This window comes from Stenotrophomonas sp. YJH_SMC_20, from assembly GCF_059367845.1.
In genome coordinates this window covers 1-14,679 of record NZ_JCAFRG010000010.1, presented here as the reverse complement: position 1 = coordinate 14,679, position 14,679 = coordinate 1, and the positions used below count along the sequence as shown (strand labels likewise).

The following is a 14,679-nucleotide window of genomic DNA, read 5'->3' as shown; positions in this document are numbered from 1 at the left end:
CCGCTGTTGCCGGAGCCCCACGTGAGCACCCCGATCCAGGACATTTCCCTCACCACCATCGACGGCCAGCCGTCCTCGCTTGCCGACTACCAGGGCAAGGTGCTGCTGCTGGTCAACGTCGCCTCCAAGTGCGGCCTGACCCCGCAGTACGAAGGCCTGCAGGCGCTGTATGCGGAAAAGCACGCGCAGGGCCTGGAAGTGCTGGGCTTCCCCGCCAACAACTTCCTCGGCCAGGAGCCGGGCAGCGAGGCGGAGATCCAGCAGTTCTGCCAGCTCACTTACGACGTCAGTTTCCCGATGTTCTCCAAGATCAGCGTGGCCGGTGATGACACCCACCCGCTGTACCAGCAGCTGACCGCCGCCCAGCCGCAGTCGATCGGCGAAGGCCCGCTGCGTGAGCGCCTGGCGAGCAAGGAGATTCCGATCCACGCAGCGCCGGCAGTGCTGTGGAACTTCGAGAAGTTCCTGGTTGGCCGCGACGGCGAGGTCATCGCCCGCTTCGCCCCGGACGTGGCTGCCGATGACGCGCGCCTGCGCGAAGCCATCGAGGCCGCGCTGGCGGCCTGAGGAAAGCGTGCCAACCAGGGTTGGCACCTACCGGAAAAGAAAAACCCCGCCGAGGCGGGGTTTTTTCATGCACGGGCTGCAGCGATCAGTTGCTCCAGTTCGGCATCGGCATCGCATCGACCGGGATCGGCGAATTGGCATCGTCGTGGCCACGGTCGCGCTTGCTGCGCAGATCGTTCTCGATCTGGTAGTTGCGGCGCTGCATCCACGCATCGCGGACCAGCGAGTACTCGTCCACGGCGGTGTCACGCAGGTCGTCGACCGCCAGCAGCTGCGCGCGGGTATCCACCAGCTGCAGGCCCTGCAGGCCGATGCGGACCTTGTCCTCCTCGATGCGGCGGATCGGCGACAGCGGAATGTCACCGGCCAGGCCGAATACATCGCGTACGGTGCGCGGGCCGAAGAACGGCAGTTCCACGTAGCGCGAACGCCGCCAGCCCCACGCACCCAGGGTCTGGCCGAAGTCTTCATTGCGGCGCGGCACCATCGCCTTGCTGGCCGGATCGAACAGGCCACCGATGCCCAGCGTGCTGTTCATCAGAAAGCGGCCGAGGCTGTCCCAGGCATCGGCACCGCGGCCCTGCAGCAGCTGGTTGGTGATGGTCACCGGTGCCCGCAGGTTGCTGAAGAAGTTGCTGACGCCGGTGCGGGCGAAGCGCGGCACTACGTGGGTGTAGGCCGTGGCCAGCGGACGGGCAATGCCGCGGTCGACCGCGTTGTTGAACTTGTGCACCTTGCGGTTGAACGGTTCCCATGGGTCGTAGGCTGCCGCACTGCCGGTGTTGCCGCTGCCGCCATAGAGGGCATCGAAGTCGTCATCACCACCGGGGGCGGTCGCCGCTGCGGCCCTGGCCGCATCGGTGTCGGCGCCGCGGGCCGGTACGGAGGGTGGCGTGGCCGGTGCAGGGGCGGCAACCACGGCTGCGGCCGGCGCGGCATCAATCGTAGCGGTATCGGCGGTGGGGGCGGAGGCCTCGGCGACGGTGCTGGCCGGGACCACGGTACTGGCTGCCGGTGCATCGCTGCGTGCGGGCTTGCCGGCGCAGGCGGTCAGCGCGGCGGCCAGGACGATCAAGGGGAGAGTGCGTACGACGTTCATGTCAGCTCGCAGCAGAAGTAGCGTTGAAATCCAGATCGGGCGACAGCCGGTAGGCTGCGCTCAGCTCGTTGTAGCCGGCCGGCGCGCCGGAGACGACCAGTGGGTGACCGCTCCTGCGCGCGCGTGCCGCCAGCTCGGCCAGCAGCGCCAGGCCGGCGCTGTCCACGCGGTCCACCTCGCCCAGCTCCAGCCGTGACAGCTTTGCCGGCAGGGCCTGCAGCTGCGGCCACAGCGAGATCACCGCGGCACGGTCGAGCACCCCGCGCAGGCGCAGGGTGTCGCCTTCCAGCAGTGCCAGTGCGTTACTTGCCATTGCCCGCGGGCCCGGCCTGCATGCTGCCGCTGTGCAGTTCGCTGGCCACCTGCTTGATGCCCTTCTGGCGCAGCGGGGTATCGAATTGGTTGCGGAAGGTCTGCACGTAGGAAATGCCTTCAATGTTGACGTCGAAGATCTTCCACTGGCCGTTCACGTTGCGCATCCAGTACTCGACCGGAGTCGGCTCGTTGCCGGCGCGCACCAGTTCGGTGCTGACACGCACGCCACGATTGCCCGGCAGCGGGCTTTCACCCTTCAGGCGGAAGCTTGGCTTGCCCTGGATGTTGAGCAGGGTCGAGCCGTAGCGCTGCATCAGGCTGTCGGCCATCGCATCGGCGAACAGCTTGATGTCGGCGTCGGAAGCGCCGCGGGCGTGCGGGCCCAGCACCAGACGCGCGGCGTAGTCGCGGTCGAAGGTGCGGGTCAGTTCGCTGTCGATGTAGCTGCGCAGGCTGGCCGGGTTGCTGGTGAACTCGCTCTTGCGCTGCTGCAGCGTGGACAGGATGCGGCTGCTGGCATCGATCACCACCTTGCCGGCCTGGCTCTGCGTTGCGGCAGCGGCAGGTGCGGCGGCCTGGGCCTGGGCCAGGAACGGGGTGGCTGCCAGCAGCGCCGAGGCGAGCAGGGCCGGGATCAGTTTCATTTTCATGGTTGCGGTTCCGTTGCAGGCGCCTGCGCGCCATCGTTGGGCTTCTGAGCAGTGCCGCCACCGGCGCCGCCACTGAACATGTACTTGCCGACCAGCTGGATCAGGTCCACGGCCGGCTGGGTGAAGACGATCTCGTCGCCGGCCTTCAGCACGTCCGGGTCACCGCCCGGCTGCAGACCGATATAGCTCTCGCCGAGCAAACCACTGGTGAAGATGCCGGCCGAGGTGTCCGCCGGCAGGTCCTTGACCTTGCTGTCCATGCGCAGCGTTACGATGGATTCGAACTTCACCGGGTCCAGGTCGATCGAAGCGACCTGGCCGACGGTCACGCCGCCGATCTTCACCGGCGCCTGCTTGCGCAGCTGGCCGACCTGGGAGAAGCGCGCCTTCAGGTCATAGCCCTCACTGCCCCAGCTCCAGCGCTGGTTGGTCGAGGCCACGGCCAGCACCAGCAACGAGGCCAGAGCCAGCAGCAGGAAGGCGCCGACAGAGAATTCAAGTCTGGGACCGCGGATGGCCATGTGGATTACCTGATCGAGTCGTGGTGGCCGCGCGCGCCTGCGCACCGCCGGTGGAGGGGTTAGGTGAACAACATTGCCGACAGCACGAAGTTGAACATCAGCACCAGCAGCGAGGCGTTGACCACCGCACGGGTGGTCGCCACCGAAGTGCCTTCAATGGTCGGCTCGGCGTGGAAACCAACATAGGCGGCCACCAGCGCGGCAGTGCCGCCGAAGATCGCCGACTTCAGCATCGCCACGCCGAAGTCGTCCCAGAAATCGACGCTGTTGCGCAGTGCCGACCAGAACACGCCATTGTCCAGGCCCAGCACATGCACCGCTTCGAAGTAGCTGGCGCTGATCGCCAGCGAGCAGAAGATGCCGGTCAGCAGCGGCACGGTCAGCACCGCCGCCCAGAAGCGCGGCGCGACGGCCTTGGCCACCGGGTCGATCGCCATCAGCTCCAGTGCCTTGATCTGGTCGGTGGCGCGCATCAGGCCCAGTTCGGCGGCGATCGAGCTGCCGGCGCGGCCGATGAACAACAGCGCGGTCAGCACCGGCGCCAGTTCCCGGTACAGCGACAGGCCGAGCAGGGTCGACAGCGCGTCGGCCGCACCGAAGGTGGTCAGCGTGCGGTAGCCCTGCAGGGTCAGCACCAGGCCGACGAAGGCACCACCGACGGCGATGATCGGCAGCGAGCGCGCGCCGATCTTGTAGATCTCGCGGGTCAGCTCGGCAAGGAAATCACGCGTGGGCAGCGAACCGCGCAAAACGGTCAGCGAGAACAGGCCGGCGCGGCCCAGCGAGCGGGTGGCTTGGACGAACGGCATCAGGCGACCCTCGCGCGCGGCGCGGCATCGAACGGGATGGGGCCATCGGGCTGGCCATGCAGGAACTGCCGCAGCAGCGGGTCCTGGCTGGACTGCAGCGCCTCGGGCGTGCCCTGGAACACGATGCCGCCATTGGCAATCGCGATCACCTGGTCGCAGATCGGCAGGGTCTCGTGCACGTGGTGGCTGACGATGATGCTGGTCAGGCCCAGGCTGTGGTTGAGACGCTGGATCAGGCTCATGATCACCCCGGAGGCGATCGGATCCAGCCCGGTCAGCGGCTCGTCGTAGATCATCAGCGGCGGGTCCAGCGCCAGCGCACGGGCCAGCGCCACACGGCGCGCCATGCCGCCGGACAGCTCGCGCGGCCAGGCATCGGCGGCGGCCAGCAGGCCCACCGCATGCAGCTTCATTTCCACCAGGCGGCGCAGCACGGCGGTCGGCAGGCGGGTGTGCGTACGCAGCGGCAGGGCGACGTTTTCGGCCACAGTGAGGTCGGTCAGCAGGCCATTGCCCTGCAGCAGCACGCCCACGCTCTTGCGCATTTCCAGCAGTGCGCCGCTGTCATGCGGGATCGGCTTGCCGAACAGGGTGACCTCGCCAGCCACCGGGCGCAGTTCGCCGGTCAGTGCCGCCAGCAGGGTCGACTTGCCGCTGCCGGACGGACCGAGCACGGCAGTGATGCTGCCCTTGGGCACCTGCAGCGACACGTCGCGCAGGATCGTGCGCCCGCTCCGGTCGATGCGGACGTTGGATAACTGCACCAGACTGGAGGTGGAAGCCGACATGGGCACCATTAACGTTTTTTAGACATCGAAGGATCGGGCCCGTCGGCTGAACATAAGCAGACTGGACGGTCCAGTATTGTTGCACGGCAAGGCCTCGCGCAGGCCGGGACAATCGCCCGGCAGCCCGGAACAATCCGTACCGGCGATGGGCTGACCATTGAATACTGCCTGCCGTGCTGCACACTGTGCATGATGAGTGACCCGGGCAGCGATTTCCGCCTCTACCATTCCAATTCCCTGGACGTGCTGGCCGCGCTGCTGGCGCGCAACGTGCGTGTGCCGGTGCAGGGCCAGCCGCTGCTGGCGCCGGAAGTGGTGCTGATCCCGCAGGTGGCGATGCGGCGCTGGCTGCAGGCGACACTGGCCGCGGAATTCGGCGTCGCCGCCAACCTCGAGTTCCTGACCCCCGGCGAGTTCGTGGCGCGGGCGCTGAAGGCCAACGTCAGCGGCGAGCAGGACGATCTGGACGCGGCCGGCCTGCACTGGAAGCTGTATCAGGCACTGCGCGACCCGGCGCTGCTGGCGCAGCCGCCGATGCGCGCGCTGCAGTCCTATCTTGCCGGCGATGACGCATTGAAACCCTGGGCGCTGGCCGGCGAGCTGGCCTCGGTGTTCGAGAAGTACCAGGCCTGGCGCCGCGACTGGCTGCTGCGCTGGGCAGCCGGTGCCGATCCGGCCGACCCGCAGGCGATCCTGTGGCGCACCATCACCCGCGGCCGCGACTACCGCGCCCGCCGCATCCAGGAGTACCTGGACCGCTTCGAAGGCGCCGGCCAGCCGCTGCCGCAAGGCCTGCCGCCGCGCATGTCTGCGTTCGCAACGCTCAACATCTCGCCTGACGTGCTGCGGGTGATGGCCACCCAGGCCCGGGTGGGCGAGCTGCACTTCTACATGCCCACCCCGGTGCAGTCGTACTGGGGCGACCTGCAGACGCTGGCCGAGCGCCTGCGCAGTGGCGCACCGGATCCCTTCGGTGAAGCGGCCGGCGAGAACCGGCTGCTGGAAGCGTGGGGTGCGGCCGGGCGCGACTTCATGGCGGTGCTGGGCAGTTACGAGGTGGTGCATCCGGCCGGCGAAATCGCCGCCTATTCCGATCCGGAGGAGGACACCGGGCCAAGCCTGGACGAAGGTGGCCTGTCCGACAGCCTGCTGCATCGCCTGCAGCGTGACCTGTTCCACCGTCGCGCGCTGCCCTCGGGTGAACTGCGCGACGGCCTGCGCAGCGACGACCCCAGCCTGCAGGTACACGCCTGCCACACCCGCCTGCGTGAGTTGCAGGTACTGCACGACCAGCTGCGCAGCCTGCTGCAGGACCCGCGCTTTGACCCGCCGCTGCAGGCGCGCGAGATCGCGGTGCTGGCGCCGGACATCGATCCCTATGTGCCGTACCTGGAAGCAGTGTTCGGCGGTCGCGGCGGCGAGGAGGAGCACATTCCGTATGCGCTGGCCGACAGCAGTCCGCTGGCGGGCGAGCCGCTGGCCGATGTGTTCGTGCATCTGCTGGGCCTGCCGGTCTCGCGCTTTGGCCTGAACGAAGTGCTGGACCTGTTGGCCAGCGCCCCGCTGGCCGAAGCGGCCGGGCTGGAAGCGGTGGACTTCGACCGCCTGCATGGCTGGCTGCAGCAGGCCGGCGCACGCTGGGGCCTGGACGCAAGACACCGCAACCAGCACCAGGCACCGGCCGACGACGCCTACACCTGGCAGTTCGCGCTGGATCGCCTGGTACTCGGCCATGCCACCGGCAGCGAGGCCGACGTGGCCGGCGTGGCGCCGTGGATCGAACTGGAAGGCGGCGCGCTGGACGCGCTGGACCGGTTGCTGCGCCTGCTGCGCGTGCTGGCGGTCTATCAGCGTCGCCTCCGCGAGCTGCTGACCCCGGCGCAGTGGCGGCAGCGCCTGCTGTCGCTGCTGGACGCACTGCTGCCCACCGCGCCCAGCTCGCCCAACAGCCAGCGCGCGCTGGAGCGCCTGCGCAAGCTGCTCAACCAGTTTGCCGACGATGCCGCCAAGGCCGGCTTCGAGGACGGCGTGCCGCCTGAAGTGGTCCGCGCACATTTCGCCGGCGCATTGGGCGAGGCCGACACGCGCGCACCGCTGCTGACCGGTGGCATCAGCTTCGGCCGCATGGTGCCGATGCGGCTGCTGCCGTTCCGGGTGATCTGCGTGCTCGGCCTCAACGATGGCGATTTCCCGCGCCGGGACCCGGCCGCGGGGCTCAACCAGCTCACCGCCGAGCTGGATACGCCGCGCCGCCGTCCGGGCGACCGCTCCACCCGCGAGGATGACCGCTTCCTGTTCCTGCAGCTGTTCGCGGCCGCGCAGGAGGTGTTCTATCTCAGCTATCTCGGCGCCGATCCGCGCGATGGCAGCGTGCGTGAGCCGTCGGTACTGGTCAGCGAACTGATCGATGCCGCCGCCGCATATCACCTCGATCCGACTGCTGCGGTCCGCGACTTCACCGTGCGTCACGCCTTGCAGCCGTTCTCGCCAGCCGCGTTCGGTGATGGCGATCCACGCCGCTTCAGCTATCGCCGCCAGTGGCATCCGGCCGCCGGTCGCCTGACCGGCCAGCGCGGTGGCCTGCAGCCGTGGTTCGATGCACCGTTGCCGCCGCCGCTCGACGATGCGGTGGAAGACGAGGTCGCACTCGATACCCTGCGTCGTTTCCTGTGCGACCCGGCCGGGCAGTTCCTCGCACAGTCGCTGGGGCTTCGCCTGGCCGACGAGGTGGAGGAGGTGGATGACCTGGAACCGCTGGTGCTGTCCGCGCGCGGACCGGAAAAGCGCAGTGTGCAGGCGGCGGTGGTACGCGCCACGCTCAGCGGCGATGCCGAGCCGTTGTACCCGCGGTTGCGCGCGCGTGGCTTGCTGCCGTCGGGTCCATTGGGCGAGCGCCAGTTCGAGGTGGAGCAGTTGAAGACACGCCCGTATGCCAGTGCGCTGCTGGGCTGGATGCAGGGCGAACCACTGGAAAGCCGTCGCTACGAAGTGGACATCGATGGCGTGCGCCTGCATGGCCGCGTGGCCGATCGGCATCCCGAAGGGCTGGTGCGCCTGCGTGCCGGTACACTCAATGGCAATGCAGTGATCCGCCACGGCCTGGACTGGCTGCTGGCGAACGCGGCGGGCGATGCGCTGCCGCTTGTGCAGTTCCATGACGGCGGCGATGCCGGTCCCGGTCCGCACGTGCTGCCGGCATTGAGCGTTCCCGCTGCACGTGCGGCGCTGCGTGCGCTGCTGCAGCTGCGCCAGCGTGGCCTGCGCGAGCCGCTGCGCTTTGCCCCGTACACCGGCTGGGCGCTGTACAACGCGCCGGCAGAAAAGCAGCGCAGCGAAGGCTGGAAGCAGTGGCACGGCAGCGACCGCACCTGGGGGGAATCCAGAAGTGACGCGTGGCAGCTGCTGCTGCGCGGTGCCGACCCGTTCGCCACCGATGCCGGCTACGCTGACCTGCTGCGCAACAGCCAGCTGGTCTTCAGCGCGGTGCGCGAAGGCCGCGCTCTCGGCGCCGAAGCACGCCAGGAGGGCAACGCATGAACACCGCCATCGCCGAAGACGGCATCGAATCCCTCAGCCGCGATCCCTATCTGGCGCTGCCGCTGGAGGGCATCCGGCTGATCGAAGCCAGCGCCGGCACCGGCAAGACCTTCACCCTGGCCACGTTGTTCACCCGCCTGGTGGTGGAGCAGGGCCTGCGCATCGGCCAGATCCTGGCGGTGACCTTCACCGATGCCGCCACCCAGGAACTGCGCAAGCGCATCCGCGAGCGCCTGGCGCTGGCCGCGCGCCTGGTCGACCTGGAAGCGGCCGACGGTGAAGCACCGGAGGTGCGATTGACCCGCGACGTGCTGCAGCGCCATCTGCAGGGCGGCACCGAGAGCGCCGCCGCACTGAAACGCCGCCTGCAGGTGGCCGCAGACGAGATCGACCTGGCGTCCATCTTCACCATCCACGGCTTCTGCACCCGCGTGCTGCGCGAGCATGCGCTGGAAAGCGGCCACACCTTTGATCCGCCGGAACTGCTGGCCAGCGACCGTGAGCTGCTGGAGGAGCTCGCGGCCGATCTGTGGCGCGTGCATGCCAACGACCCGGCCACGCTGGAGCCGCTGACCTGGCTGTGGTCCAACCCGGATGCGCTGGCGGCCGATCTGCGCGCGTTGCTGGCTACGCCGCCTCTGCACCCGTTGCCACGGCCGGTGGCGCTGGCCGATCCACACCCAGCATTGCAGGCCACCGCCGCCGAACTGCAGCAGGCGCTGCGCGAGCATGGCGAGCAGTTCTTCATCGACCTGTGCGATGCCGTCGACAACAAGTGGATCAACGGCGTGTCTTACAAGCTGGGTTGGCTGCACCCGCTGGGCCGGCAGCTGCTGGCCTGGGCTGGCCGCGCCGACCCGCGCGAGCTGCTGGCCGGCGATCGCCTGCCGGCACTGCTGCCGGAGGTGTTGGCCGCCAAGACCAACAAGAAATTCGCCGAGCGCACGCCGTCGTCGCCATTGCAGGCACCGTTGGCGCGCTATGTCGTGCTGCTGGCCGAACGCGATGCCTGGTTGCGTGCCACCGCATTGAATTTCCTGCACGCGCTTCGCGCCGATGCCACGCAGCGGCTGCAGGCACTGAAGCGCGTCCGCCGGGTGCAGACCTACGACGATCTGATCGATGGCGTAGCGCTCGCCCTGGAAGGCCCGCAGCGACTGACGCTGGTCAAGCAGCTGCGCGCGCAGTACCGCATCGCGCTGGTTGATGAGTTCCAGGATACCGACGATCGCCAGTGGGGCATCTTCCACACCGTGTTCGGCGATTCGCCGGAGGTGCGCGAGCTGGGCCTGGCACCGGCGTTGTTCCTGATCGGCGACCCCAAGCAGGCGATCTACGGTTTCCGCGGCGGTGATATCCACACTTACCTGAAGGCCAAGCAGGTGGCGCAGCAGGCGCCGGTACTGGACCAGAACTTCCGCTCGCGACCCGCTGTGCTGCGCGCGCTGCAGGCGCTGTACGACAACGCTGGCGAAGACGCCTTCCTCGAACGCGACATCCAGTTCGAGCCGGTGCGGCCCGGTGGCGTGCGCAGCGATGCGGACTACCAGCGCGACGGCCATGCCGCCGCGGCGCTCACCCTGCGCGTGCTGCGCAGTGGCGGTGACAAGGCGATGAGCGCCGATGCCTCGCGCGATGCGGCGACCCAGGCCTGCGTGGCCGCGATTCACCAGATCCTGGTCGAGGCGCGTGCGGGCAATGCCGTGTTGCGTGGGCGCCCGGTGCAGCCCGGTGACATCGCGGTGCTGGTGCGCTCGCATCGCGAGGCCACCCTGGTGCAGCGCGCACTGGCCGCGGTCGGCATTCCGGCAGTGGCAGCCGGCAAACAGAGCCTGTTTTCCACGCCTGAAGCGCGTGATCTGCGTGCGCTGCTGCTGGCACTGCTGCAACCGGCCGACGAGGGCCGCCTGCGCGCAGCGCTGGCCACGGTACTGCTCGGCCAGCGCGCAAGTGCGATTGCGGCGATGGAACGCGAGGGCGACCTGCAACGTGGGTTCCAGGCGCAGCTGCTGCACTGGCGAGAGCGCTGGCAGCGCGGCGGGCCGTTCGCGGTGATCGCCGATGTCTGTGCCGCGCAGGGCGAGCGTCTGCTGGCGCTGATCGATGGCGAGCGCCGCCTCACCAATTACCTGCAGCTGGGTGAACTGCTGCAGGAAGCCTCCGCGCAGGCGCTGGGCATGCACGGGCTGCTGGACTGGTTGCAGGGGCAGATGGCCAGCGCCGACCAGGATGACGAGCAGCAGCAGCTGCGCCTGGAATCGGATGCGCGCCGCGTGCAGATCATCACCCTGCACAAGAGCAAGGGCCTGGAGTATCCGCTGGTGTTCCTGCCCTTCGTCGGCATCGACGGCGGCGCACCGAACACGGCCTCGCACTGCACCGTGCACGTCGGCGGCCAGCGCCAGCTGCACTGGAAGCTGGACAAGGACGAGGCCTGGGAAGCGGCCACCGCGCAGCGCGAACGCGAGCAGCGCGCCGAGGATGCGCGCCTGCTGTATGTGGGACTGACCCGCGCCGAGCATGCGCTGTGGATCGCCGTGGGTGATCTGGCCGGGCTGGGCAAGACGCGGCTGGCGCCGCTGCTGGGTGACCTGCAGGCGCTGCGCGCGCTCGCCGATGTGCACATCGATGACAGCGAGGCGCCGGCCACGCTGCCGCAGCTGGCGGCCGAAGTGGAAGGTGAGCTTCCAGCCGTGCGTGCACTGACCCGGCGCGTGCCGCACGACTGGTGGGTGTACAGCTTTACCCAGCTGGCCCACGCAGATGCAGGCGTTGGCAGCGATATCGAAGCAGCCGCCACCGAGCTGCCGGCACCGGCCGCCGACGAACCGGCCGGCCCGGAACTGCCATTGGAACCGGCGCTGCCTGAACCCACCGCGGCCGCCGAGGACAACGCCCCGCTCGATCCGCGCTTCATGGGCAGTCGCTTCGGCAACGTGCTGCATGAGGCGATGGAGAACGTCGACTTTGCTGCATGGGCGGATTGGCAGCCGGGCCTGGAAGCCCCTGAGGGGCAGGCCGAGGTGCTGCGCAAGGCGCTGCACGACGAAGGCTATGCCGATGTCGATCTGGACGACGGCGTGGCCGTGCTGGTGCCGCTGGTTGGCCACACGCTGACCGTGCCGCTACCCGAAGGCGGTGCGCTGCACAGCCTGGGTGAAGGCGAGCGCCGCGCAGAAATCGACTTCCATTTCGCCATCGAACCGACCACGGTGCCGGCGCTGCTGCAGGTCCTTCATGCGCACGGCGTTTCCAGTGGTCGTCGAGGCTTCGGCCAGCGTCGCCGCCTGGAAGGGCTGATGACCGGCATGATCGACCTGACCTACGTGCGCGACGGGCGCTGGTACGTGCTCGACTACAAGTCCAACCGCCTGCCCGGCTACAGCCCGGACCTGCTGGCCATTGCCATGCGGCACAGCGAGTACGACCTGCAGGCGCTGATCTACACCGTGGCCCTGCATCGCTGGTTGCGCTTCCGCCTGGGCGCGGCGTACGACTACGAGCGCGACATGGGCGGCATCCGCTACCTGTTCTGCCGTGGGCTGGACGGCACCGGCAACGGCGTGCATGCGGACCGCTTCCCGTTCGCGCTGGTGGATGCCTTGGACGCGCTGTTCGCCGGTGGCGAACAGGCCCAGGCCGAACTGGCCACGCGTGCCCGCGGAGCCAGCGCATGAGCCTGTTGCAGGAGCTCTACCGCAATGGCCAGCTGCGCACCCTCGACCATGCACTGGCGACCAGCCTGCAGCGGCTGCGCGACGACACCCCGGACACCGTGGCGGTGGCCGCTGCGCTGGCCTCGCTGGCGGTGTCTCACGGTCACGCCGCGTTCGACCCGGCGCAACCGCAGCGGCTGCTGGAAGGCATACCCCAGTGGCCTGCCGCACAGGACTGGCTGGCACAACTGCGCGCATCGCCGTGGGTGGCGACACCGGAGCGGGCCGACGCCGTCGCCGATGACGCGCCACTGGTGCTGGAAAACGGACTGCTCTACCTGCGCCGTTATCGCGAATACGAGCGGCAGCTGGCGGCCGGCCTGCAGCGTATCGGCCGGCATCCCGTGCCAGCGCCCGACGTGGCGGCGCTGGCACCGTTGTTCGCGCGCCTGTTCCCGCAGGCGCTGGACAGCGAGGACCACCAGGCACGCGCGGCCGGTGTGGCCCTGCGCCACCCGCTGGCGTTGATCACCGGTGGCCCCGGCACCGGCAAGACCACCACCATCGCGCGCCTGCTGCTGCTGCTGGCGGCGCAGGCCCAGCAGGCCGGCCAGCCACTCCCCGAAGTGGCGTTGGCTGCCCCCACCGGGCGCGCCGCCGAGCGCATGGCCGAGAGCCTGCGCCTGGCCATGCAACGCGTGCAGGAACAGGGGCTGGACCCGGCACTGTGCGCGGCGCTGCCCGGTACCGGCACCACCCTGCATCGACTGCTCGGCGTGATTCCCGATTCTCCGCGCTTCCGCCACCACGCCGACAACCCGCTGCCGGTGGACGTCGTGGTGGTCGACGAAGCCTCGATGATCGACCTACCGATGATGGCCAAGCTGGTCGATGCGATCGCCAGCGGCACCCGGCTGATCCTGCTCGGCGATCCCGACCAGCTGCCGTCGGTGGAAGCGGGCGACGTGCTCAGCGCGATCCTGCGCGCCAGCGGTGATGGCATCGGCACCCGCGCCGATGATGCGCAGGCACTGCAGGGTCTGTTGGCACCGGCCACGTTGCAGCCGCAGGCCGCGCCGCGCGCCTTCGCCGGCCGCCGCGTGCAGCTGCAACGCGGTTACCGGCAAAGCGATGCGCTGGATCTGGCACCGCTGGCGCATGCCGTGCGCGAAGGCGACAGCAGCACCGCATTGCAGCTGCTGCGCGGTGGGTCGCTGGCAGGCGTGCATTTCCACGAAGGCGAGGCCGATCCATTGCGCGGCCAGCGCGAGCACCTGCTGGGCCACTGGCGTGCACTGGCAGACGCGGCCGATCCAGCGCTTGCCCTGCAGCAGGCCGGGCGCCTGCGCGTGCTGACCGCGTTGCGCGAAGGCCCGCAGGGTGCGCGCGGGCTCAACAGCCGCATCGAACAGCTGCTGGCTGGCAACACCCCGGGCTACTTCCAGGGCCGCCTGCTGCTGGTTACCGAGAACAGCTACCGGCATCGCCTGTTCAACGGCGACATCGGTATCTGCCTGCGCGACGACAGCGGCGCGATGGTGGCCTGGTTCCCGGGCGATACCGTCGAGCAGCCACGCGCCTTCCACCCGGCCGCACTGCCCGCGCACGAAAGCGCGTTCGCGATGACCGTACACAAGGCACAGGGCTCGGAGTTCGACGAAGTGTGGTTGCAGCTGCCACGCCAGGATAGCCGCGTGCTGTCGCGCGAACTGGTCTACACCGGCCTGACCCGTGCCCGCCAGCGCCTGCACGTAGCAGGCAGCGCAGAGGTGCTGCAGGCCGCATTGAAACGCCACGCCAGTCGATTGGGTGGCCTGGCCTGGCGCTTGGGTGCGGAAGACGTGATCGAAGCACCATCGACACTGATCGAAGAACCGACGGTGCAGGGCCAGCTGTTCTGACCTCAGTCCTTCCAATTCCTCCAATCACAACGCGCACCTTCATCCACGCATGGCGTGGATCTACCGTGTCGACTAAGGTCGACACCCACCAGAAGCAAGCCATGCCATTCCGACAGATCGCGGGAAACTGTCGAAGGCGGGGTGGGTCCGGTTGCGGGGGCGTGAGCCGCATGATGCGGCGACCGAGCTTACAGGGACGTACTTGCAGCGTCCCCCTCAACCGGACCCACCCCGCCATCCCAAGGAATACCCGCTTTTGACGTTGACGTTGCCTCGGCAGGTGCAGGGCGCAGCCCTGCCGCCCCCGTCATTCCGCGATCAACACCAACCCATCCGGGAACACGATCGCCGCTTCATCGGCACTCACGTCGAAGAACCCCACGCCGTGCTTCTCGGCCAGGTCCTGCACGCGACCATGCGCGCGCTCGGCCACCGAATAGGTGAATGCGCCATAGATCACTTCGCGGCCGATGCTGTACTCGGTCACTTCGGCACGATCGTCGTCGTCGTTGCTCAATGGGCCGTTCAACGGCGGGAAGTCCTGCGCCATCTCCGTGAACCACGCCTGCAGCGCCGGGCTGCTGACCGCCGGGTCGTCGTACTCGTGGCGCTCGTTCCACTGCGACTGCTTCTCGAACCAGGCGATGAAGGCCGCCGCCTCGCGCGGGGCCGCGCTGGCCTCGAACACCATCATGTCGTAACTCATTGAACCGTCCTGTGGGGATCGCGAGTGGCCGCCGGGCATGGCCCGGCGCTACCGGGCCACGATGGTAGCGCCGGGCCGCGCCTGGCGGATCGCATTACACGGACGGCGATTCGGCGCCTACCCATCCCGG

General features: G+C 68.8%; 11 protein-coding genes. 4 read left to right on the top strand and 7 right to left on the bottom strand.

Annotation, left to right across the window (positions count from 1 at the left end; all coding sequences use genetic code 11):
• The first annotated feature begins 21 nt into the window (after positions 1–21).
• Entirely contained in the window at positions 22–567 is a 546-nt protein-coding gene (locus tag AC5P6A_RS16100) for a glutathione peroxidase (protein ID WP_227845080.1), read from the top strand.
• 85 nt (positions 568–652) lie between these two features.
• On the opposite strand, the gene AC5P6A_RS16095 is transcribed toward AC5P6A_RS16100, so the two are convergent.
• From AC5P6A_RS16095 to AC5P6A_RS16070, 6 genes are read right to left on the bottom strand one after another with little or no spacing between them, the layout of a single operon-like run.
• Positions 653–1,666 (bottom strand): MlaA family lipoprotein, encoded by a 1,014-nt coding sequence (locus tag AC5P6A_RS16095; RefSeq protein WP_180833046.1) that lies wholly within the window; start codon positions 1,664–1,666, stop codon positions 653–655.
• Position 1,667: 1 nt separating this feature from the next.
• Positions 1,668–1,979 (bottom strand): STAS domain-containing protein, encoded by a 312-nt coding sequence (locus tag AC5P6A_RS16090; protein ID WP_021203287.1) that lies wholly within the window; start codon positions 1,977–1,979, stop codon positions 1,668–1,670.
• Positions 1,969–2,631 carry an MlaC/ttg2D family ABC transporter substrate-binding protein gene (locus AC5P6A_RS16085; RefSeq protein WP_021203288.1) on the bottom strand — a complete coding sequence of 221 codons (663 nt, stop codon included), beginning with the start codon at positions 2,629–2,631 and terminating at the stop codon, positions 1,969–1,971. The genes AC5P6A_RS16090 and AC5P6A_RS16085 overlap by 11 nt, the downstream gene beginning before the upstream one ends.
• Positions 2,628–3,152 (bottom strand): outer membrane lipid asymmetry maintenance protein MlaD, encoded by a 525-nt coding sequence (mlaD, locus tag AC5P6A_RS16080; protein WP_021203289.1) that lies wholly within the window; start codon positions 3,150–3,152, stop codon positions 2,628–2,630. Before mlaD ends, AC5P6A_RS16085 begins: the two co-directional genes overlap by 4 nt.
• Before the next feature lie 59 nt (positions 3,153–3,211).
• The gene (locus AC5P6A_RS16075) at positions 3,212–3,961 is read right to left on the bottom strand and encodes an MlaE family lipid ABC transporter permease subunit (protein WP_005414955.1); all 750 of its coding nucleotides are present in this window, start codon (positions 3,959–3,961) and stop codon (positions 3,212–3,214) included.
• Positions 3,961–4,749: an ABC transporter ATP-binding protein gene (locus AC5P6A_RS16070; RefSeq protein WP_014039019.1), complete on the bottom strand. Its 789-nt coding sequence runs from the start codon at positions 4,747–4,749 to the stop codon at positions 3,961–3,963. Before AC5P6A_RS16070 ends, AC5P6A_RS16075 begins: the two co-directional genes overlap by 1 nt.
• A 189-nt stretch (positions 4,750–4,938) precedes the next feature.
• Between AC5P6A_RS16070 and recC the strand changes: the two genes are divergently transcribed.
• Genes recC through recD form a run of 3 tightly spaced genes read left to right on the top strand, consistent with a single transcriptional unit; the run spans position 4,939 to position 13,843 of the window.
• Positions 4,939–8,286 (top strand): exodeoxyribonuclease V subunit gamma, encoded by a 3,348-nt coding sequence (gene recC, locus AC5P6A_RS16065; RefSeq protein ID WP_346715214.1) that lies wholly within the window; start codon positions 4,939–4,941, stop codon positions 8,284–8,286.
• Positions 8,283–11,963, top strand: coding sequence for an exodeoxyribonuclease V subunit beta (gene recB / locus AC5P6A_RS16060; protein ID WP_346715215.1), 3,681 nt, complete (start codon positions 8,283–8,285; stop codon positions 11,961–11,963). Before recC ends, recB begins: the two co-directional genes overlap by 4 nt.
• Positions 11,960–13,843: an exodeoxyribonuclease V subunit alpha gene (gene recD / locus AC5P6A_RS16055; RefSeq protein WP_346715216.1), complete on the top strand. Its 1,884-nt coding sequence runs from the start codon at positions 11,960–11,962 to the stop codon at positions 13,841–13,843. The genes recB and recD overlap by 4 nt, the downstream gene beginning before the upstream one ends.
• Positions 13,844–14,150: 307 nt before the next feature.
• On the opposite strand, the gene AC5P6A_RS16050 is transcribed toward recD, so the two are convergent.
• Complete coding sequence (locus AC5P6A_RS16050; protein WP_495222354.1) at positions 14,151–14,549, bottom strand: hypothetical protein; 399 nt, start codon at positions 14,547–14,549, stop codon at positions 14,151–14,153.
• Positions 14,550–14,679: the final 130 nt, after the last annotated feature.

What these genes read in the sequence shown, in the direction of transcription:
- AC5P6A_RS16095 (WP_180833046.1), bottom strand. Translation starts at nt 1,666, where the DNA reads ATGAACGTCGTACGCACTCTCCCCTTGATCGTCCTGGCCGCCGCGCTG.
- AC5P6A_RS16090 (WP_021203287.1), bottom strand. Translation starts at nt 1,979, where the DNA reads ATGGCAAGTAACGCACTGGCACTGCTGGAAGGCGACACCCTGCGCCTG.
- AC5P6A_RS16085 (WP_021203288.1), bottom strand. Translation starts at nt 2,631, where the DNA reads ATGAAAATGAAACTGATCCCGGCCCTGCTCGCCTCGGCGCTGCTGGCA.
- mlaD (WP_021203289.1), bottom strand. Translation starts at nt 3,152, where the DNA reads ATGGCCATCCGCGGTCCCAGACTTGAATTCTCTGTCGGCGCCTTCCTG.
- AC5P6A_RS16075 (WP_005414955.1), bottom strand. Translation starts at nt 3,961, where the DNA reads ATGCCGTTCGTCCAAGCCACCCGCTCGCTGGGCCGCGCCGGCCTGTTC.
- AC5P6A_RS16070 (WP_014039019.1), bottom strand. Translation starts at nt 4,749, where the DNA reads ATGTCGGCTTCCACCTCCAGTCTGGTGCAGTTATCCAACGTCCGCATC.
- recC (WP_346715214.1), top strand. Translation starts at nt 4,939, where the DNA reads ATGATGAGTGACCCGGGCAGCGATTTCCGCCTCTACCATTCCAATTCC.
- recB (WP_346715215.1), top strand. Translation starts at nt 8,283, where the DNA reads ATGAACACCGCCATCGCCGAAGACGGCATCGAATCCCTCAGCCGCGAT.
- recD (WP_346715216.1), top strand. Translation starts at nt 11,960, where the DNA reads ATGAGCCTGTTGCAGGAGCTCTACCGCAATGGCCAGCTGCGCACCCTC.
- AC5P6A_RS16050 (WP_495222354.1), bottom strand. Translation starts at nt 14,549, where the DNA reads ATGAGTTACGACATGATGGTGTTCGAGGCCAGCGCGGCCCCGCGCGAG.